This is a genomic window from Kitasatospora sp. NPDC088742 (genome assembly GCF_055584905.1).
Map to the genome: position 1 here is coordinate 1 of NZ_JBVJLD010000060.1, position 20,342 is coordinate 20,342.

Here is a 20,342-nt window from a genome sequence, read left to right on the forward strand (position 1 = left end):
CCCCCGCTGTCCGCCCCTACAGGGTTTCGAATCCGCGGATACCGACCCGTCACCGGCGTCGTTCTCAGGGTGCCGGACCGGGACGAGCGGAGGAGAGCGCGAGATGGAGAGCCGCGAGATGGAGAGCACCGTGCTGGAGCGCGACCTGACCATGGACCTGCTGGTGTCGCCCCAGGACAGCATCCCGGTCCGGGCCCGGCTGGGCTACCGGGCTGACGACCCGTACGCGGTGCACGTCACCTTCCACGTGCACTCGGCCTCGCCGGTCAGCTGGTACTTCGCCCGGGAGCTGCTGGCCGAGGGCGTCTACCGGGCCACCGGCAGCGGGGACGTGCGGATCTGGCCGAGCACCGTGGGCGGCCGCGGCCTGCTCACCGTGATGCTCCGCTCGCTGGAGGGCGACGTGCTGCTCCAGGCCGACGCGGGCACCGTCGCGGACTGGGTCCGCCGCACCGAGGAGCTGGTGCCGCCCGGCACCGAGCACGTGCACGAGCAGGTCGACCGGGTGCTGCGCGAGCTGCTGACCGACGGCTCCACCCCCGGCGCCTGACGGCCCGAAAGATTTCTCGCGGGCCCGGCAACCTCTCCGGAGGCGGTGGCAACCGGGGGGTGTCCGGCCGAGCGGTCCGGCCAGGGGCACCGGCTGAGAGCGAGCGTCTCCATGTTCCGTCGCCCATCCGCACAGACCCGTCGCCGCCGTCGGCTGTACCAGCGCCGGAGCCTGGGCGGCCGTCGCGCCGGCAGTCGTGGGCGGCTCCGTGGCCGTGGTCAACACCGCCTCGGCGGGGACCGTGGACACCGGCAGCCGGTACGTGCTGGTCAACCGCAACAGTGGCGAGGTGCTGGACGGCCTCCACTACGGCTCCGAGGACGGTGCGGCGGTGGTGCAGTGGGGCCGCAACGACGGGGTCAACCAGCAGTGGCGGTTCCTCGGCTCGGGCGACGGGAACTACCGGCTGCAGAACCGCTTCTCCCCGGCCTCGCCCACCGCGCCGCCGGCCACCCCGACCGCCACCACCGGTGCGGGTGGCGGCAGTTCGGCGAAGAAGTTCATGGGCAGCAGCACGATGCTGATCGGCGGCTCGATGGCCGAGGCCTCGTTCACCGCCGCGCCCTTCGACGTCCGGTACAACTACGTGCACAGCCAGCCTGCGGCCTCCTCGGACCACTGCACGGCGGCGCGCTGCAAGGCCGAGTGGTCGAGCTGGTGGGGCTGCCGGAGCGGGGAGACCACGGCGCCCGGCTTCTACGTGACCTGGGGCGACGACCACGCGGCCAAGGCGGCCTACCAGGGCAAGCCGCGTCGGCAGAAGTACTTCTGGGGCTACGTCCGCTCGCTCGGTGACCCGCACAAGGTCCCCGCGCAGGTCACCTCCGCCAACCCGACGGACTGCGGCTCGCAGGAGAACAGCGCGGCCGGCCTGTCCGCCTGCCTGATCGCAATGGCCCACAAGTACGCGCCGAACACCGGTGCCGGCCTCCACCTCACCTGCTGGGACCGGCAGTCCGACATGCAGAAGTGCGTCAAGGACTACACGGCGCTCGGCGCGAAGAACGCGGACTTCCTGGTCGCCGACGTGGTGGACCGTGACGCGGGTTGGTACGCGAAGCCGGAGAACGGCGGCCGGGACACCTTCTGGAACGACCAGAAGGCCGCCGCCGAGACGGCGGGAACCTGATCGACAAGACCATCGCCTACCGCAACGCGGGCGGCACGCCGCTCAAGTAGCCGCAGGTGACCGCCGTGCCGGGCAGCGGGCGTTTTTTCGTACTGCCGCGCACGGCGGGTACCGTTCCGGGGTGAGCACGCACATCGTCTGGGACTGGAACGGCACCCTGCTGCACGACATGGCGGCGGTGGTGGCCTCCAGCAACGCGGCCTTCGCCACGCTCGGCATGGCGCCGATCACGCTGGAGCAGTACCGGGAGCTGTACACCTTCCCGATCCCGAAGTTCTACGAGCGGCTGCTCGGCCGCGAGCCCAGCCGGGACGAGTGGGCGGTGCTGGACGCCGCCTTCCAGGACCGCTACCAGGAGCTCAGCGAGGCCTGCGGGCTCACCGAGGGTGCGGCCGGGCTGCTCGCCGGCTGGCGGGCCGCGGGGCGCAGCCAGTCGCTGCTGTCGATGCACGAGCACCACCGGCTGGTGCCGCAGGTGCGGGCCCGCGGGATCGAGGAGCACTTCGTCCGGGTCGACGGCCGGGTCGGCGAGTCGTACGGGACGGGCAAGAGCGAGTACCTGCGGCTGCACCTGGAGCGGCTCGGCCAGGACCCGGCGCGCACGGTGGTGATCGGGGACGCGGCGGACGACGCGGTGGCCGCCCACCGGGCGGGCGCGCGTGCGGTGCTGTACACCGGGGGTTCGCACACCCGGGAGAAGCTGGCCGGGCTGGGAGCGCCGGTGGTGGACTCGCTGGCGGAGGCGGTCGAGCTGGTCCTGGCCGAGCAGGTCTGACGGCGCGTCATGTGACTGGCCGGTTTGGACACGGTGTCCAGGACGGTGTGATCTTCCTCCGGCTTTGTGCCTCCATGTCCCCTGACACCTTGCTGGGCTTTGGTTAGGGTGAGTGACGTCGTCGGGTGCCGAATCCGTCACCATTACCCGGACGAAGGTCGCTTCATGCGTGCCATGGGCCACTTTCCTCCGAAGCTGGTGGAGGATTGCGGGTAGACCCGGCGGTGAACCGGACCCATCACCGAGTCACGCAACGGCGCGCGACAGGAGCCATACAGCCATGCAGACCAAGCTGGACGCAGCCAAGGCCGAGCTGCTCACCAAGGCAGCGGCAGCCGCTGAGAACAGCCAGGTGGGGGGAGCGGCACCGGGGGAGGGCCTGAGCAACGGTGCTCTCGCTTCGTACCTGCGGTACTACTACCTCCACACCGCCCCCGAGGACCTCGTCGACCGCGACCCGGTGGACGTCTACGGCGCGGCGGCCTCGCACTACCGCCTCGGCCTGAAGCGCCCCCAGGGCACCGCCGAGGTCCGGGTGTACACCCCGACGGTGGAGGAGAACGGCTGGTCCTGCGGCCACACCGTGGTCGAGGTCGTCACCGACGACATGCCCTTCCTGGTCGACTCGGTCACCAACGAGCTGACCCGCCAGGACCGCGGCATCCACGTGGTGATCCACCCCCAGCTGGTGGTGCGCCGTGACCTGACCGGCAAGCTGCTGGAGATCCTCGACCTGGACGCCTGCTCGCGCAGCCAGGCGGCCGGCACCGAGTGGCCCGCCGACGCCACGGTCGAGTCCTGGATGCACATCGAGATCGACCGGGAGACCGACCGCGAGGACCTCCACGCGATCGAGGCCAACCTGCGCCGGGTGCTCGGTGACGTCCGCGAGGTCGTCGAGGACTGGGGCAAGATGCGCGACTCCGCGCTGCGCCTGGCCGACGAGCTGGCCGAGGAGCCCCCGGCCCACCTGGCCGAGCAGGAGGTCGGCGAGGCCTGGGAGCTGATGCGCTGGCTGGCCGACGACAAGTTCACCTTCCTCGGCTACCGCGAGTACGACCTGGCCGAGCACGAGGGCGAGGAGGTGCTGCGGGCCGTCCCCGGCACCGGCCTGGGCATCCTGCGCTCGGACCCGCTCAGCCACGACACCGACCACCACCCGGTCTCCGAGGCCTTCGGCCGGATGTCCGCCCCGGTCCGGGCCAAGGCGCACGAGAAGAAGCTGCTGGTCCTCACCAAGGCCAACAGCAAGTCCACCGTGCACCGCCCCGCGTACCTGGACTACGTCGGCGTGAAGAAGTTCGACGCCCAGGGCAACGTGATCGGCGAGCGCCGCTTCCTCGGCCTGTTCTCCTCCGCCGCGTACACCGAGTCGGTCACCCGGATCCCGGTGGTCCGCCGCAAGGTGCAGGAGGTGCTGGCCGGCTCCGGCTTCTCCGGCGAGAGCCACGACGGCCGCGACATGCTGCAGATCCTGGAGACCTTCCCCCGGGACGAGATCTTCCAGACCCCGGGCGAGCAGCTGCTCTCCATCGCCACCAGCGTGCTCTACCTCCAGGAGCGCCGCCGGCTGCGGCTGTTCCTCCGTCAGGACGAGTACGGGCGCTACTTCTCCGCCCTGATCTACCTGCCGCGCGACCGCTACACCACCCGGATCCGGCTGCGCCTGATGGACCTGCTGCTGCAGGAGCTGAACGGCGAGAACATCGAGTACACCGTCTGGTCCACCGAGTCGGTCCTGACGCGTCTTCACTTCGTGGTCCGGGTCGCCAAGGGCAGCGAGCTGCCCTCGCTGACCGACGCCGAGGTGGAGCGGATCGAGGCCAAGCTGGCCGAGGCCGCCCGGTTCTGGATGGACGGCTTCCACGACCAGCTCCACACCGAGCTGGGCGAGGAGCGCGCCGCCGAGCTCGGCCGCCGCTACGCCAACGCCTTCCCCGACGGCTACCGCGCCGACTTCCCGCCGCGCACCGCCGTCGCCGACCTCAAGCAGATCGAGGCGCTGAGCGGCGAGGGCGACTTCCGGCTCAACCTCTACCAGCCGGTCGGCGCGGGCGACGACGAGCGCCGTTTCAAGATCTACCGGGTCGGCGGCCCGATCTCGCTGACCGAGGTCCTGCCGGTGCTCCAGCGCCTGGGCGTCGAGGTGCTCGACGAGCGCCCGTACGCGCTCACCCGCGAGGACGGCTCCAAGGCCTGGGTCTACGACTTCGGCCTGCGGCTGCGCGAGGCCTCCGCCCTCACCGACGAGGCGCGCGAGCGCTTCCAGGACGCCTTCTCGGCGACCTGGACCGGCAAGGCGGAGAACGACGGCTTCAACGAGCTGGTCCTCACCGCCGGTCTGACCTGGCGTCAGGCCGTGGTGCTGCGCGCCTACGCCAAGTACCTCCGCCAGGCCGGGAGCACCTTCTCCCAGGACTACATGGAGGACGCGCTCCGCAACAACATCCACACCACCCGGCTGCTGGTGAACCTCTTCGAGGCCCGGCTCAGCCCCGGCCACCAGCTGGGCGCCGACGAGCTGACCGAGGGCATCCTGGAGGAGCTCTCGGGCGCCCTGGACGAGGTCGTCTCGCTGGACGAGGACCGCATCCTGCGCTCCTTCCTGCACCTCATCCGGGCCACCCTGCGGACCAACTTCTTCCAGCACGCCGCGGACGGCGAGCGGCACTCCTACGTGTCGATGAAGTTCGACCCCAAGGCCATCCCGGACCTGCCGGCCCCGCGCCCGGCCTTCGAGATCTGGGTCTACTCGCCCCGGGTAGAGGGCGTGCACCTGCGCTTCGGCAAGGTCGCCCGCGGTGGTCTGCGCTGGTCCGACCGGCGCGAGGACTTCCGCACCGAGATCCTCGGCCTGGTCAAGGCCCAGATGGTCAAGAACACCGTCATCGTGCCGGTCGGCGCCAAGGGCGGCTTCGTCGCCAAGCAGCTGCCGGACCCGTCGGTGGACCGCGACGCCTGGCTGGCCGAGGGCATCGCCTCGTACAAGACCTTCATCTCGGCGCTGCTGGACATCACCGACAACCTGGTGGCCGGTGACGTCGTCCACCCGGCCGAGGTGGTCCGCCACGACGAGGACGACACCTACCTGGTGGTCGCCGCCGACAAGGGCACCGCGACCTTCTCGGACATCGCCAACGGCGTGGCCGAGAGCTACGGCTTCTGGCTGGGCGACGCCTTCGCCTCCGGCGGCTCCGCCGGGTACGACCACAAGGGCATGGGCATCACGGCGCGCGGCGCCTGGGAGTCCGTCAAGCGCAACTTCCGCGAGCTGGGCGTCGACACCCAGACCGAGGACTTCACCGTGGTCGGCATCGGCGACATGTCCGGTGACGTGTTCGGCAACGGCATGCTGCTCAGCGAGCACATCCGCCTGGTGGCGGCCTTCGACCACCGCCACATCTTCCTGGACCCGAACCCGGATGCGGCGTCCTCCTTCGCCGAGCGCCGCCGCCTCTTCGACGTGCCGCGCAGCTCCTGGGACGACTACGACAAGAGCCTGATCTCGGCCGGCGGCGGCGTCTTCCCGCGCTCCGCCAAGTCGATCCAGCTCTCCGCCCAGGTCCGCGAGCGGCTCGGCATCGAGGCGTCCAAGCTCACCCCGGCCGAGCTGATGAAGGCGATCCTGCAGGCCCCGGTGGACCTGTTCTGGAACGGCGGCATCGGCACCTACGTGAAGTCCTCCGCCGAGACCAACGCCGAGGTGGGCGACAAGTCCAACGACGCGATCCGGGTCAACGGCGGCCAGGTCCGCGCCCGGGTGATCGGCGAGGGCGGCAACCTCGGCTGCACCCAGCTCGGCCGCATCGAGTACGCCTCGACCGGCGGCCCCGAGGGCACCGGCGCCTGGATCAACACCGACGCCATCGACAACTCGGCCGGCGTGGACACCTCGGACCACGAGGTGAACATCAAGATCCTGCTCAACCAGGTCGTCGCCGACGGCGACATGACGGTCAAGCAGCGCAACAAGCTGCTCGCCGAGATGACCGACGAGGTCGGCCACCTGGTGCTGCGCAACAACTACGCGCAGAACGTGGTGCTGGCCAACGCGGTGGCCCAGGCCCTGTCGATGGTCGACGTGCACGCCCGCATGATCAACCGTCTCGAGGGCAACGGCCAGCTGGACCGGGCCATCGAGTTCCTGCCGACGGACCGTCAGATCAAGGAGCGGGCCGCCGCCGGGCGCGGGCTCTCCCAGCCCGAGCTCTCGGTGCTGCTCGCCTACACCAAGATCACCCTGGCCGACGAGCTGCTGGCCACCGAGCTCCCCGACGACCCGTACTTCCGCGCCGCGCTGCACGAGTACTTCCCGAGCGCGCTGCGGGCCCGGTTCGCCGAGGCGATCGACCAGCACCCGCTGCGCCGGGAGATCATCACCACCCTGATCGTCAACGACACGATCAACCGCGGCGGTTGCACCTTCGCCTTCCGGCTCCGCGAGGAGACCGGCGCCACCATGGAGGAGATCGCCCGCACCCACGCGGCGGCGCGCGCGGTCTTCGGCCTGGAGCGGATCTGGTCCGAGGTCGAGGGCCTGGACAACGCGGTGACCGCCCGGGTGCAGACCAAGATGCGCCTGCACACCCGCCGGCTGGTCGAGCGGGCCACCCGCTGGATGCTCAACAACCGGCGCCAGCCGCTCGACATCGCGGGCACCATCGAGTTCTTCCAGTCCCGGGTCGACCAGGTCTGGGACAGCCTGCCCAAGCCGCTGCGCGGCGAGGACCTCACCTGGTTCGAGGGAGTCCACCGGGAGCTGGCCGAGTCCGGCGTGCCGGAGGAGCTGGCGCTGCGGATCGCGGGCCTGTCGTCCGCCTTCCCGACCCTGGACATCGTCGGCGTCGCGGACCGCAGCGGCAGCGAGGTGACCGAGGTGGCCGAGCTCTACTACGACCTGGCCGACCGCCTGCAGATCACCCACCTGCTGGACCGGATCATCGAGCTGCCGCGCGACGACCGGTGGTCCTCGATGGCCCGCGCCGCGATCCGCGAGGACCTGTTCGCCGCGCACTCCGCGCTCACCGCGGACATCCTGTCCTGCGGCAGCGAGGGCTCCACGCCCGAGGAGCGCTACGCGGCCTGGGCCGAGCTCAACTCGACCCTGCTGAGCCGGGCCAAGACCACCCTCGACGACATAAGGGGTTCGGACAACTACGAGCTGTCCAGCCTCTCGGTCGCCATGCGGGTGATCCGCACCCTGCTCCGCACGGGCGTCTGACGGTCCGACAGTTCACCGCGAGGGCGGTACCGGCTCCGGCCGGTACCGCCCTCGCGGCGTTCGGTCCGGAACTCCCGCGCGCGAGCGGACAGGTGGGGGAGTGGAACTGTCACTGCGGGCCCGGCTGCGCGCCGGGGACCAGAGCGCCTTCGGGCAGCTCTTCGACGAGCACGCACAGGGGGTGTACGGGTATGCCGTACGGACGCTGGGGGACTGGGCCGCCGCCGAGGACGCGGTCTCGCTGACCTTCCTGGAGGCCTGGCGGCTGCGCGGGAAGCTGCACGAGGACGGCGAGTCGGTGCGGCCCTGGCTGTTCGGCATCGCCACCAACGTGCTGCGCAACACCACCCGGGCCGGCCGCCGGCACCGGGCCGCGATGGCCCGGCTGCCGGAGCGGGAGGTGGTGCCCGAATTCGCCGACGAGCTGGTCGGCCGACTGGACGACAGCGCCCGGCTGGCCGCCGCGAAGCGCGCGCTGGAGCGGCTGCGCCGGCGCGACCGTGAGGTCTTCCAGCTCTGCGTGCTGGCCGGGCTGGACTACGCCTCGGCGGCGGAGGCGCTCGGAGTGCCGGTCGGCACCGTCCGCTCCCGGCTGTCCCGGGCCCGGGCCCGGCTGCGCGAGCTGGCGGCGGAAGAACTGACGGAACCTCAGCGGGGCACCGGACAGGTAGGGAGTGACCGCGTCGAAGCGGTCCGGTCCGAGGGGAAGAACTGATGAACCGTGAGCACGAGCCGGTGCTCCCCGCCGACCGCCACCAGCTGTTGAGGGGACATCTGATGAGCGAGATCAGCCGGGAGAGCGTGGTGCGCCGGAGCCCGGCGCGGCGGTACGGATGGGTGGCGCTGCCCGCGCTGGCGGGCGGGCTGGCGCTGGTGATGGTGCTGGGCAGCGGCGGGGGCGGCGAGGCGCCGGCGCCGCCACCGGCGGCGGTCGGGCCGCTGGAGACGCCCTCGGCCACTGCGCAGTCGGCGCCGGTGCAGCTGTTGGAGAGGATCGCCCAGGTCGCGGCGTCCAAGCCGGCCAAGGAGGCGAAGGACCACCAGTTCGTCTACGTGAAGTCGCTGAACCGGTTCCCGGACTACGGGCGGGACAAGATGATCCCCGGGACCCTGCACGAGCGCGAGGTCTGGACGTCGGTGGACGGGAAGAAAGCCGGTCTGCTGAACGAGCCCGGCCGGTTCCGCCCCGGGGTCGACCCCGGCGTGAACCCCGACGGGACGATGCCGTTGGACGACAACCTGACACCTAACATCCAGTCACCGACGTACCGCTACCTGGCCACGCTGCCCACCGACCCCAAGGTGCTGCTGCAGAAGATGATCGACGACAAGGGCGGCAAGGCCCACACTCCGCAGAGCGCCTTCGGGATGATCGGGGACCTGCTGAGCGAGCAGATCGCGCCGCCGGAGGTGACCGCCGCGCTCTACCGGGCGGCGGGCCTGATCGAGGGCGTCCAGCTGATCGACGACGTGGCCGACGCCCAGGGGCGGCACGGCGTGGCGGTCGCGCTGACCACCCAGGACGTCCGGTTGGAGTGGATCTTCGACCGGGGCGCCGGCGAGTTCCTCGGCGAGCGCCAGGTGGTCGTCAAGGAAGGCAGCCGGGGCAGGCCCGGGGACGTGATCGCCGAGACCGCCGTGCTCGTCCGCGCGGTGGTGGACAAGGCGGGCGACCGCCCCTGACCCTCCGTCAGCCGCCCGCCCGGAGGGTGGCGGCCCGCTGGAGGGCGCTGGCCAGCAGGGCGAGGTCGGTCGGGCCGTTGCCCAGTTCGCGGACCGGGCGGCGGGTCGGCGGGGTGCCGAGCTGGGCCGGGTCGATCGCGACGACGGTGGGGCGCAGGGTGGCGGTGCGGGGGATCCGGCCGCTGACCCGGGCGGCCTGGAAGGCCGTCACCCCGCCGTCGGGGCGGCGCAGGTAGCCCCGGCCCGGGGTGCCCTCGGGGAGGGCGGTGGCGTCGGTGAGGTGGATCAGCAGGTCGGAGTCGACCGGGTCGGCGGTGCGCAGGGCGATCCGCAGCTGGGCGTTCTCGTCCAGCGCGGTGCCCACCGCCAGCTCGGGCGCCCCGGTGGCGGCCACCAGGTGGACGCCGAGCCGGCCGCCGCGCTCGGCGACGGCGGAGAGCGCCCGGCTGAGCGGGCGTCCGGCGGGGGAGGTGGGGGAGAGCAGCGCGTCCAGGTCGTCCACCACCACGACCAGCCGGGCCGGGGCGCTGAGCACGTCGGCCGGCTTGCGCTGCTGCCCGACCCGGGGGGCCGGAGCGGGGGCGGTGCCGCCGCCGGCCGTCACCAGGGCGGGGGCGGGCTGCACGGCGGCCCGGGCGTTGTGCCAGGCGGTGAACGAGAGGCCGTCGAACAGCGCCTCCCGGTGGGCGAGTTCGTCCAGCAGGGTCTCGGCGGCGAGCAGCGCCCGGCGCGGGTCGGCCCCGGCGTCCACGTGCTCGGTGACCTGCGGCAGGTCGGTGCAGCCGGCCAGCCCGGCGGGGGCCTCGGGGGTGCCGCCGCCGCGGCCGTCGATCACGGTGATCCGCAGCCGCCCCGGCTGCTCGGAGACGGCCAGCGAGGCGACCAGGGTGCGCAGCAGCTCGGTCTTGCCGGTGCCGCGGGTGCCGCCGATCAGCAGATGCGGGCCGTTGGGCTCGTCCGGGTCGGCGAGGTCGATCAGCAGGGTCTCGTCCCGGCCGGTGCCGAGCAGGGCGGTGGCGGTGCCGGGGCCGCCGGGCAGGGCGGCCCAGCGGGCGGCCAGCTTGGAGGGGGTGACGGTGTCGGGCTGGAGCAGGTCCAGCAGCCGCAGCTGCTCGGGCAGCGGGCCGCGGGAGACCGGGGAGGCCTCGCGCAGCGGGGCCAGCACCCGGGCCAGCCGCTCGGCCCAGGCGGGGGAGACGGCGTCCAGCGCGAGCTCGCGGACCAGCTCGCGGCCGCCGCCGCCGAGCGGGCGGTCCAGGGTGAGCTGGGTGGCGACCTCGCCGGTGACCACGGCGGTGGCGCCGAGCCCGGCGGGCAGCGCCTGCGCGGTCTCGGCCAGGCAGACCGGGAAGACGCCGAGGGCCGGGCCCTGCTCCAGCAGGACGGCGAGCGCCGCGCGGGCGGGCTCGGTGGCGGGGGCGCCGTCGAGCAGCAGCACGGTGGTGCCCGACGGGCCGTCAGCTGCCCCGGCGCGGGCGCCGGCCCGGGTCGCGGTCCGCGCTCCGGCGGCCAGCTCGGTGAGCCGGGCCTCGGTCTGCTCGGGGCCGAACCCGACCAGTAGGCGGCAGTCCTGACCGTGCGTCGGCTCCAGGTGCGGCAGCCAGAACGCCCAGGACCAGTCCGCGGCGGCCTCCTCGGCCCCGGCCACCACCAGGCTGAGCGAGCTCGGCGGGTGCAGCACCGCGAGCTGGGCGAGCACCGCGCGGGCCAGGCCGGCCAGCCGGGGGCGCGGCCCGGCCAGGCCCAGGCTGCCGGCGGTCTGCAGGTCCACGGTGACGGGGACGGCGGGCAGCACGGTGCCGGGGGCGGTGCCGGGGCCGCCCGGCCGGTCGGCGGTGCCGAGCCGAAGGGTGAGCGCGTCGGGGTGGTGCGGGCCGCGCTCCCAGAGCCGGGGGCCGGAGCCGAGCGCGGTCAGCAGCAGGGCGGCCGGGTCGGGCCAGCGCTCGCGCTGGGCGGCGGCCTGGCGGCTGCGGACGGCGGCGTGCTGCTGGGCGGCGCTGGGCCCGGCGGGCTCGGCCTGGCGGCGGCGGGAGAACAGCGAGCGGGCCCGGCCGCCGGTGGCCGGGAGCTCGGTGGCGGGCGGCTCGGGCGGCGCCGCGGCCGGTACGGGCGGGGCCGGGGGAGCGGCGGCCAGCTGGAGCCGGCCGAGGCCGTCGGGGGTGGTGCGGTCGCCGTCCCTGGTCTCGGGGCGGGTGACCAGCAGGGTGGACTCGCCGATCCGGACCAGGCCGTCCTCGGCCAACTCGACCGCCTCGTCGCGCAGGAAGCGGCCGTCCAGCACGGTGCCGTTGGTGGAGGCCAGGTCCCGGACGGTCACGGTGCCGTCGGGGGAGAGCTGGAGGGAGAGGTGCAGCCGGGAGACGTCCGGGTCGTCCAGCGGGACGTCGGCGGCGCTGGAGCGGCCGACGGTGACCCGCTCGCCGTGCAGGCGGTGCACGCCGCCCGCGTCGGGGCCGCCGGTGACGCGCAGCTCGGCCGGGGCCGGGGCGTCGTCCTGGTCGGCGTCCGGATCGGGCTCGTTGAGCGAGAGCACCGCGCCGTCGAGCAGCGGGGGGTGGCCGAGCGGGGTCTGTTCGTCGATCCGCCGGCTCCCGGCGTACAGGTGCACATGGGTGGCGGAGCGCGGGCCGCGCACGCCCACCGCGCCCGCGAGCGCCCCCGCGACCGCGCCGAGCGCCGTACCGACCGGGGCCGTGACCAGGACGTCGGTGGCCGTTCCGGCGGCTGCCGGTCCGCTGCGCGGTCGGAGGACAGTGAGCCGGATCTGCATCGCCCCCGCACTCCCCTTCAGTGATGCCGTTGGGCCACAAGAGTGGTGCCTGTCATCCTGCCACTACGGGGGGACACGGCGCGCCCGGCACCACAATCGGACGATCTTGCGATGATCGCCATGGTGGAGCCGACGCCCCGTCAGGTCAACCCGCACCGGTGCGCGTACGGTCGGGGTACCTCGGAAACCTGGACGAGCGCCGTTAGAGTTGCCGAAAACCACGGCAGTACCGAACGGCAGTACCGAGGAGACAGCGTGCGGCCAGTCGGCAGCAAGTACCTGCTTGAGGAGGCCCTCGGACGCGGGGCGACCGGCACCGTCTGGCGCGCCCGGGTGCGCGAGGGCGTGGTGGTGCCGGGCATCGAGCCGGGCGCCGCGGTGGCGATCAAGATACTGCGCGAGGAACTGGCCGCCGACCCGGACGTGGTGATGCGCTTCCTGCGCGAGCGCTCCGTCCTGCTCCGGCTGACCCACCCCAACATCGTCCGGGTCCGCGACCTGGTGGTGGAGGGCGAGCTGCTGGCCCTGGTGATGGACCTGGTGCAGGGCCCCGACCTGTTCCACTACCTGCGCGGCAACGGCCCGTTCAGCCCGATCGCCGGTGCGCTGCTGATGGCCCAGATCACCGACGCGCTGGCCGCCAGCCACGCCGACGGCGTGGTGCACCGCGACCTCAAGCCCGCCAACGTGCTGCTCGCCTCGGTCACGGTGGACGGCGCCGAGCAGATGCACCCGATGCTCACCGACTTCGGCATCGCCCGGCTCGCCGACTCCCCGGGCATCACCCGCAGCCACGAGTTCGTCGGCACCCCGGCCTACGTCGCCCCCGAGTCCGCCGACGGCCGTCCGCAGACCTCGGCGGTGGACGTCTACGGCGCCGGGATCATGCTGTACGAGCTCACCACCGGCCGCGCCCCGTTCCAGGGCGACAGCCCGGTGGCGATCCTCCAGGCCCACCTGGCCCAGGACCCGGAGCGCCCGCGCACCATGCCCGAGCCGCTCTGGACGGTGATCGAGCGCTGCCTGCGCAAGGAGCCGGCCGAGCGGCCCAGCGCCGTCGCGCTGGCCCAGGCGCTGCGGGTGGTGGCCGCCGGGATCGGCGTGCACGCCTCCCCGGACCAGGCCGAGGCCGCCTTCGCGGTCGCCGAGCTGCTCCGCCCAGACCCGCGGCCCACCCCCGCCACCGGCTCCCCGACCGAGCCCGGCGTGCCGGTGCAGGCCCAGTTCGCCGACTCCTCCTTCGGTGACCAGACCTTCGGCGAGCAGACCCAGGTGCTGCCCTCGGGGCAGTACGACGCGGCCGCCGCCACCCAGTTGATGAACCCTCAGGGCGCCGTCCCGCCGCTGGGCGCGGCCGACCGGACGGCCGTGATGCCGCAGGCCCCGGCGATGCCGCCGGTGCCCCCCGGCGCCCCGGCCGCGCCCGCCGCCGAGCAGCCGCACCCGTGGCAGACCCAGCTCCGGGCCGCCCGGGACCGCAACCAGCAGACCGAGGTCTTCGCCCCCGGCGACTACGGCACCCAGGACGACTGGCCCGCCCCGCAGGTGGCCCCGCAGCCGTACCAGCCCCGGCCGCAGCAGCCGCAGGGCTACCAGCCGCCGCAGCCGTACTCGCCCTACCGCCCCGAGCAGCCGTACCAGCAGCCGCACCAGCAGCCCGGTCCGCCGCAGGGCGGCCCCCGGCCCGGCGCCCGCCCGCAGCCGGCCGACGGCTACAACCAGCGCCAGCCGGTGGCCCCGCCGCCGTACCAGGGCCAGCCGGGGTACGGCCAGCAGCCGCAGCCCGGCTACGGCTACCCGCAGCAGCAGCCCCAGCCGCCCGCCTACCGGCAGGCGCCCCCGCCCGCCCCGGCCCCGGTCCGGCGCCCCGAGCCGGCCCCGCAGCGCCGCCAGGAGCCCCCGGCCCCGCAGCAGCGCGAGCCGGAGCCCCCGCGGGAGCGCGAGCCGCGGCGGCGCAGCCGGAACCGGATGTACATCCCGGGCCTGGGCTGCCTGAAGGGCTGTCTGATGATCATCGTGGTGCTGGCCGTGGCCGCCGGGGCGCTGTGGAACTTCACCGACCTGCCGATCTGGTGGGAGAACACCAAGGGCTGGTTCACCGACGTCAGCGACTGGGTCACCAGCCTGACGAGCAGTTAGACCCCAGGTCACGTAGGCGACTTGTCGACAATTCAGGATTTTTCCTGCCCCCTGAGGGCTGTTCCGGGCCGATCGGCGTCCCCCGAACGGCCCTCGGGCGCGTAGGTTGGGTGGCTGAGAAGCACCGACCTACCGAGCGCGCAGCCGGACAGCGCGCTCCCGCCGCCTACGGAGCAGCAGCATTGGCACGCAAGATCGGCAGCCGTTACACCGTCCAACAGGTGATCGGCCGGGGGTCCGCCGGGACCGTGTGGCTCGGCGAGGGCCCGGACGGACCGGTGGCAGTCAAGCTGCTGCGCGAGGACCTGGCGTCCGATCAGGTGCTGGTCGGCCGCTTCGTCCAGGAGCGCGCCGCGCTCACCAGCCTCGACCACCCGAACGTGGTCGAGGTCCGCGACATGGTGGTGGACGGTGACGACCTGGCCCTGGTGATGGAGCTGGTCCAGGGCACCGACCTGCGCTCCCGGCTGGAGCGCGAGGGCGCGCTGGCCCCGGCCGTCGCCGTCTCGGTGATCGCCGACGTGGCCGACGGCCTGGCCGCCGCGCACGCCGCCGGGATCGTCCACCGCGACGTCAAGCCGGAGAACGTGCTGCTCGACCTGGCGGCCCCGGCCGGCCCCGGCGGCGCCCCGCGCGCCAAGCTCACCGACTTCGGCATCGCCCGCCTGGTGGACGCCCCCCGCCGCACCCGGGCCACCCGCATCATCGGCACCCCCGACTACCTCGCCCCCGAGATCATCGAGGGCCTGGAGCCGCGCGCCGCCGTGGACATCTACGCGCTGGCCACCGTGCTGTACGAGCTGCTCACCGGCTTCACCCCGTTCGGCGGCGGCCACACCGGCGCGGTGCTCCGTCGGCACGTCACCGAGCAGGTGCCGCCGGTCCCCGGCCTGCCCGAGGGCCTGTCCCGGATCATCACCGAGTGCCTGGCCAAGGCCCCCGCCTCCCGACTGCGCGCCGCCGAGCTGGCCGCCCGGCTGCGCGAGCAGCTGCCCTACCTGGTCGGCCTGCCCCCGCAGCTGCCGCCGGAGCGGGCCGAGGCCGAGCCGCTCCTCACCCCGGGCGAGGCCGTCTACACCGAGGTGGACGCCGGCCCCGGCACCCACCGCCGCCGGCGCGGCCCGGCCGTCCCGCTGGTCCAGGCCCCGCTGCCGGACTCCACCCGGGACACCCACACCAGCCTGCGCCGCCCCTCCGACCGCGAACTCGCCTCCTACGCCGCCGAGTCCCAGGCCCAGCGCCGCGAGGCCGCCCCGGCCGGGCACCGCAAGGGCCGCCGGGCGCTGGTGCGCCGCCGCCGGCTCTACGCGGTGCTGATCGCGGCGGTGCTGCTGCTGGCCGGCGCGGCCGCCGCGTACTCCGCCTTCGCCCAGGAACGGCACGCCGCCGGGGCGGGTCCGGTCGGAATCCAACGGGTCCTCACGGATACCCATGCGCAGTCGGGGTCACCGAACCATTAGTCTGGTGGCGTGGCAGCCGTCGATCCTTCCGAAGAGCTCAAGTCCCTCGAAACGACCATGGGGTCGATCGAGGCCGTCCTCGACCTGGACAAGATCCGGGCCGACATCGCCGTGCTGGAGGAGGAGGCAGCCGCCCCGGCCCTCTGGGACGACGTAGCGAACGCCCAGAAGGTGACCAGCCGGCTCTCCTTCCTGCAGGGCGAGGTGCGCAAGTTCGAGACCCTGCGCGGCCGCGTCGAGGACCTCGCGGTCATGTTCGAGCTGGCCGAGGACGAGAACGACGCGGACGCCCGCGCCGAGGCCGAGACCGAGCTGACGTCCGTTCAGAAGGCCGTCGAGGAGCTCGAGGTCCGCACCCTGCTCTCGGGCGAGTACGACGCCCGTGAGGCCCTGGTCAACATCCGGGCCGAGGCCGGTGGCGTGGACGCCGCCGACTTCGCCGAGCAGCTGATGCGCATGTACCTGCGCTGGGCCGAGCGGCACGGCTACCCGACCGAGGTCTACGACACCTCGTACGCCGAAGAGGCCGGCATCAAGTCCGCGACCTTCACCATCAAGGCGCCGTACGCCTACGGCACCCTCTCGGTCGAGCAGGGCACCCACCGCCTGGTCCGCATCTCGCCGTTCGACAACCAGGGCCGCCGCCAGACCTCCTTCGCGGGCGTCGAGGTGCTCCCGGTCGTCGAGACCTCCGACCACGTCGACATCGACGAGGGCGAGCTGCGGGTCGACGTGTACCGCGCCTCCGGCCCCGGCGGCCAGGGCGTCAACACCACCGACTCGGCGGTCCGGATCACCCACCTGCCGAGCGGCATCGTGGTCTCCTGCCAGAACGAGCGCTCGCAGATCCAGAACAAGGCCTCGGCGATGAACGTCCTCCAGGCCAAGCTGCTGGAGCGCCGCCGCCAGGAGGAGCGCGCCGCGATGGACGCCCTCAAGGACGGCGGCTCGTCCTGGGGCAACCAGATGCGCTCCTACGTGCTGCACCCGTACCAGATGGTCAAGGACCTGCGGACGGAGTTCGAGGTCGGCAACCCGCAGAGCGTGCTGGACGGCGACATCGACGGGTTCATCGAGGCAGGCATCCGCTGGCGGAAGCAGCGGGAAACGGCCGCGTGACGGGAAGGATGCCTGCCTCGATGAAAATCAAGCACAGCATCGAGGCCGGCATCCGCTGGCGCAAGCAGCGGGAGACCGCCGCGTAAGGCCTGCTCCGATCAGGAGACGCCGAAAAGGGCCCCGGGTGCTCCCGGGGCCCTTTCGCGTGTGCGGACCGGTCAGGCCAGGGCGTGACGGGCGATCAGGGCGACCGCCAGCAGGCCGACGAGCAGCGCGAGCAGCGCCGTCGGCGACAGTGCCGCGAACGGGCCCTGCTGGTCCTGGAGCCGGGCGCGGTTGGCGCGGCAGACCGGGCAGCGGCCGTCACTCACGCGGCCGTTGCAGTTGGCGCACACCAGATGGTCGCAAGTCATGCGATCTCCTCCTTGCTGGTTACTGCAACGCGCCGGACGGGCTTCCGGTTCCTCCGACAGCCACGGACGGACGCTCTCTGCTACCACTGTGCCAGGTTCCGGCCGTTCCGGCCCGTCCTCCCCCGTCCCCGACCGCTCAACCGCATGCGGCACTGTGACATGGGTCGCACTTATCCGGGCAGAACGGGATTTTTCTCGCCAATTCCCAGGTGAACCCCCGGGCAGTCCCTGCGGGTGCCGAGGGGCTTCGCGTAGGGTCCGAGTCCGGACCCACCTTAGGATGGCCCCCGTGATGCAGCCGTGATCAGATTCGACAACGTCTCCAAGACCTATCCCAAGCAGAACCGTCCGGCCCTGGACAACGTCTCGCTGGAGATCGAGAAGGGCGAGTTCGTCTTCCTGGTCGGTTCGTCCGGCTCCGGCAAGTCGACCTTCCTGAGGCTCTGCCTGCGCGAGGAGCGCCCGAGCACCGGCGCGGTCCACGTGCTGGGCAAGGACCTCGGCAAGCTGTCCAACTGGAAGGTGCCGCACATGCGGCGTCAGCTGGGCACCGTCTTCCAGGACTTCCGCCTGCTGCCGAACAAGACCGTCGCGCAGAACGTCGCGTTCGCGCTGGAGGTCATCGGCAAGCCGAAGAGCGCCATCAACAAGGTGGTGCCCGAGGTGCTCGACCTGGTCGGCCTCGGCGGCAAGGAGGACCGGATGCCCGGTGAGCTCTCCGGTGGTGAGCAGCAGCGCGTGGCGATCGCCCGGGCCTTCGTGAACCGGCCGATGCTGCTGATCGCGGACGAGCCCACCGGTAACCTCGACCCGCAGAACTCGGTCGGCATCATGAAGCTGCTCGACCGGATCAACCGCACCGGCACCACGGTCCTGATGGCCACGCACGACCAGGCCATCGTCGACCAGATGCGCAAGCGGGTGATCGAGCTCGACAAGGGGCTGCTGGTCCGCGACCAGGCCCGCGGCGTCTACGGCTACCAGAACTGAGCCACCTGACGCCCCGTCCGCCTGCCCGCCCCACCTGTCTGCCCTGGAGTTAACGCCATGCGTGCCCAGTTCGTCCTGTCGGAGATCGGTGTCGGTCTCCGCCGCAACCTGACCATGACCATCGCGGTCGTGGTCAGCGTCGCGCTCTCCCTCGCCCTCGCCGGCGCCTCGCTGCTCGTCCGCGACCAGGTCAACTCCATGAAGGGGTACTGGTACGACAAGGTCGAGGTGAGCATCTACTTCTGCACCAAGTCGGACGCCAAGACCTCCGCCCAGTGCTCGGCGGGTGCCGCCACCGACCAGCAGATCGCCGAGGTCAAGGGCCAGCTGGACAAGATGACCCAGCTGGTGCAGAGCTCCGCCTTCGAGAGCTCGCAGGACGCGTACAAGCGCTGGAAGGAGACCAACCCGGACAACCCGCTGCTCGCCGCCGTGGGCGCGGAGGCGATGCCGCAGTCCTGGCGGGTCAAGCTGAACGATCCGACCAAGTACGACGTGGTGCAGAGCGCCTTCGCCGGGAAGCCGGGCGTCAAGTCGGTCGAGGACCAGCGGAAGATCCTGGAGAACCTGTTCGGCCTGCTGAACGGCCTCCAGACCGCCGCGTTCGTGATCATGGTGCTGATGCTCTTCGTCGCCCTGCTGCTGATCGTGAACACCGTCCGGGTGTCCGCGTTCAGCCGACGGCGCGAGACCGGGATCATGCGCCTGGTCGGTGCCTCGAACTTCTACGTGCAGATGCCGTTCATCGCGGAGGCGGCCTTCGCCGCGCTGCTCGGCGCGGTGCTGGCCTCCGGGCTGCTGCTCGGCGGGCACTTCTTCGTGCAGGAGTTCCTGGCCCAGCGGGTGCAGTTCATCCACTTCATCGGGCTCTCCTCGGTGCTCACCGTCATCCCGCTGCTGGTCGTGGTCGGCATGGGGATGGCCGGTATCGCGGCGTTCATCACCCTACGGAAGTACCTGAAGGTCTGACGTCCCCTCAGACCGGGGGCCTAGACTCCCTTGCCATGCCGGTGACACTGCGTGCGGGAGTGCGCCAGGGGGCGGTGCTCTCCCTGGCGTTCGGCGCCGTGCTGTTCACCGGGGCGGTCACCGGGGCCTGGAGCGAGGCCCCGGGCAGTGAGCCCCGGAGCGGTGGGCGAGTGTCCTCCGATGCCCTGGCCGGGCGTGACCTGGCCGGGGCATCGCTGTCCCGCCAGCAGGCCGAGCGGCTGGTGGCGGAGGGTGGCGACCCGTGGGCCGCGTACTACACGCCGGAGGAGTACACCGACCTGACCAAGGGGCGCTACCGGGGCGTCGGCCTCTCGGTGCGGCGGACGGCGGACGGGGCCACCACGGTGGACCGGGTGCACCCCGACGGGCCCGCCCGGCAGGCCGGGATCGCCGCGGGTGACGTGCTGCTGGGCATCGACGGCACCCCGGCCGACCGGCTGCCGGTCACCGAGGTGGTGGCCGGGCTGCGCGGCGAGGCCGGCACGGCGGTGGAGCTGACGGTCCGCCGGCCGGGCGGGCAGCCGCGCGAGCTGACGCTGCGCCGGGCGGAGCTGGAGGCCCGGGACGTGACGGTGGAGCAGCTGCGCCCCGGGGTGGTGAAGGTCGCGGTGCGCGGCTTCACCGCCGGGGTGGCCGGCGAGGTGGCGGAGGCCGTCCGGGGCGCCCGGGGCGTCCTGCTGGACCTGCGGGGCAACTCCGGCGGGCTGGTGGACCAGGCGGTGGAGACCGCCTCGCTCTTCCTGGACGGCGGCCCGGTGGCCTCGTACCAGGAGCGCGGGGAGCGGCGCGAACTGACCGCCGCGCGCGGGGGTGACACCACCGTGCCCCTGGTGGTGCTGGTGGACGGCGGCACCATGAGCGCCGCCGAGCTGCTCGCCGGAGCGCTCCAGGACCGCAGCCGCGCCGTCCTGGTGGGCTCCCGCACCTTCGGCAAGGGCACCGTCCAGCAACCCAGCCGGCTGGCCGACGGCGCCGTCCTGGAACTCACCGTCGGCCGCTACGCCACCCCGGCCGGCCGCTCCCCGGACGGAACCGGCCTCACCCCTGACGTCCCCCAGCCCCCGGGCGGCGACCCGGAGGCGGTGACCCGGCTGGCCGACACCGTGCTGTCGGGCCTGGGCCGCGGCTAAAGGGGCTGACCACCGGGCCGGTGAGGTGCGAGA

Annotated in this window: 14 protein-coding genes; 12 read left to right on the forward strand and 2 right to left on the reverse strand. The window is 72.9% G+C overall.

The features are described 5' to 3' along the window. Positions 1-103 precede the first annotated feature (103 nt). From ACZ6ZR_RS33545 to ACZ6ZR_RS33570, 6 genes are all read left to right on the forward strand, one after another. Entirely contained in the window at positions 104-550 is a 447-nt protein-coding gene (locus ACZ6ZR_RS33545; protein WP_465648923.1) for an SsgA family sporulation/cell division regulator, read from the forward strand. A 196-nt stretch (positions 551-746) separates the two neighbouring features. Then, positions 747-1,679 (forward strand): RICIN domain-containing protein, encoded by a 933-nt coding sequence (locus ACZ6ZR_RS33550; RefSeq protein WP_465648925.1) that lies wholly within the window; start codon positions 747-749, stop codon positions 1,677-1,679. A 121-nt stretch (positions 1,680-1,800) separates the two neighbouring features. After that, positions 1,801-2,454, forward strand: coding sequence for an HAD family hydrolase (locus ACZ6ZR_RS33555; protein WP_465648927.1), 654 nt, complete (start codon positions 1,801-1,803; stop codon positions 2,452-2,454). Between the two features lie 280 nt (positions 2,455-2,734). After that, complete coding sequence (locus ACZ6ZR_RS33560) at positions 2,735-7,675, forward strand: NAD-glutamate dehydrogenase (RefSeq protein WP_465648929.1); 4,941 nt, start codon at positions 2,735-2,737, stop codon at positions 7,673-7,675. Between the two features lie 100 nt (positions 7,676-7,775). Continuing rightward, positions 7,776-8,390, forward strand: coding sequence for an RNA polymerase sigma factor (locus ACZ6ZR_RS33565; protein ID WP_465648931.1), 615 nt, complete (start codon positions 7,776-7,778; stop codon positions 8,388-8,390). Beyond that, the gene (locus tag ACZ6ZR_RS33570) at positions 8,390-9,358 is read left to right on the forward strand and encodes a CU044_5270 family protein (RefSeq protein ID WP_465648933.1); all 969 of its coding nucleotides are present in this window, start codon (positions 8,390-8,392) and stop codon (positions 9,356-9,358) included. Before ACZ6ZR_RS33565 ends, ACZ6ZR_RS33570 begins: the two co-directional genes overlap by 1 nt. Before the next feature lie 7 nt (positions 9,359-9,365). On the opposite strand, the gene ACZ6ZR_RS33575 is transcribed toward ACZ6ZR_RS33570, so the two are convergent. After that, the gene (locus tag ACZ6ZR_RS33575) at positions 9,366-12,128 is read right to left on the reverse strand and encodes an FtsK/SpoIIIE domain-containing protein (protein WP_465648934.1); all 2,763 of its coding nucleotides are present in this window, start codon (positions 12,126-12,128) and stop codon (positions 9,366-9,368) included. A 255-nt stretch (positions 12,129-12,383) separates the two neighbouring features. Between ACZ6ZR_RS33575 and ACZ6ZR_RS33580 the strand changes: the two genes are divergently transcribed. From ACZ6ZR_RS33580 to prfB, 3 genes are all read left to right on the forward strand, one after another. Beyond that, complete coding sequence (locus ACZ6ZR_RS33580; protein ID WP_465648936.1) at positions 12,384-14,267, forward strand: serine/threonine-protein kinase; 1,884 nt, start codon at positions 12,384-12,386, stop codon at positions 14,265-14,267. A gap of 182 nt (positions 14,268-14,449) precedes the next feature. Beyond that, positions 14,450-15,727 carry a serine/threonine-protein kinase gene (locus tag ACZ6ZR_RS33585; protein ID WP_465648938.1) on the forward strand — a complete coding sequence of 426 codons (1,278 nt, stop codon included), beginning with the start codon at positions 14,450-14,452 and terminating at the stop codon, positions 15,725-15,727. 9 nt (positions 15,728-15,736) lie between these two features. Further along, a complete protein-coding gene (gene prfB, locus ACZ6ZR_RS33590) occupies positions 15,737-16,846 on the forward strand; it encodes a peptide chain release factor 2 (RefSeq protein WP_465648940.1) in 1,110 nt (369 codons plus the stop codon). A gap of 158 nt (positions 16,847-17,004) precedes the next feature. Here the strand turns inward: prfB and ACZ6ZR_RS33595 are convergent, their stop codons facing one another. After that, entirely contained in the window at positions 17,005-17,199 is a 195-nt protein-coding gene (locus tag ACZ6ZR_RS33595) for a hypothetical protein (protein ID WP_465648941.1), read from the reverse strand. A gap of 300 nt (positions 17,200-17,499) precedes the next feature. Between ACZ6ZR_RS33595 and ftsE the strand changes: the two genes are divergently transcribed. Genes ftsE through ACZ6ZR_RS33610 form a run of 3 tightly spaced genes read left to right on the forward strand, consistent with a single transcriptional unit; the run spans position 17,500 to position 20,309 of the window. Continuing rightward, on the forward strand, positions 17,500-18,189 hold the full coding sequence (gene ftsE / locus ACZ6ZR_RS33600) for a cell division ATP-binding protein FtsE (RefSeq protein WP_345281355.1): 690 nt from the start codon (positions 17,500-17,502) through the stop codon (positions 18,187-18,189). A gap of 57 nt (positions 18,190-18,246) precedes the next feature. Then, a complete protein-coding gene (gene ftsX / locus ACZ6ZR_RS33605; protein ID WP_465648943.1) occupies positions 18,247-19,158 on the forward strand; it encodes a permease-like cell division protein FtsX in 912 nt (303 codons plus the stop codon). A 35-nt stretch (positions 19,159-19,193) separates the two neighbouring features. Beyond that, positions 19,194-20,309, forward strand: a complete 1,116-nt coding sequence (locus ACZ6ZR_RS33610) for a S41 family peptidase (protein WP_465648945.1) — start codon at positions 19,194-19,196, stop codon at positions 20,307-20,309. Positions 20,310-20,342: the final 33 nt, after the last annotated feature.

Excerpts from the sequence above, each read along its gene's own strand:
- ACZ6ZR_RS33545 (WP_465648923.1), top strand. The coding sequence starts at position 104 with ATGGAGAGCCGCGAGATGGAGAGCACCGTGCTGGAGCGCGACCTGACC.
- ACZ6ZR_RS33575 (WP_465648934.1), bottom strand. The coding sequence starts at position 12,128 with ATGCAGATCCGGCTCACTGTCCTCCGACCGCGCAGCGGACCGGCAGCC.
- ACZ6ZR_RS33610 (WP_465648945.1), top strand. The coding sequence starts at position 19,194 with ATGCCGGTGACACTGCGTGCGGGAGTGCGCCAGGGGGCGGTGCTCTCC.
- ACZ6ZR_RS33570 (WP_465648933.1), top strand. The coding sequence starts at position 8,390 with ATGAACCGTGAGCACGAGCCGGTGCTCCCCGCCGACCGCCACCAGCTG.
- ACZ6ZR_RS33560 (WP_465648929.1), top strand. The coding sequence starts at position 2,735 with ATGCAGACCAAGCTGGACGCAGCCAAGGCCGAGCTGCTCACCAAGGCA.
- ACZ6ZR_RS33595 (WP_465648941.1), bottom strand. The coding sequence starts at position 17,199 with ATGACTTGCGACCATCTGGTGTGCGCCAACTGCAACGGCCGCGTGAGT.
- ftsX (WP_465648943.1), top strand. The coding sequence starts at position 18,247 with ATGCGTGCCCAGTTCGTCCTGTCGGAGATCGGTGTCGGTCTCCGCCGC.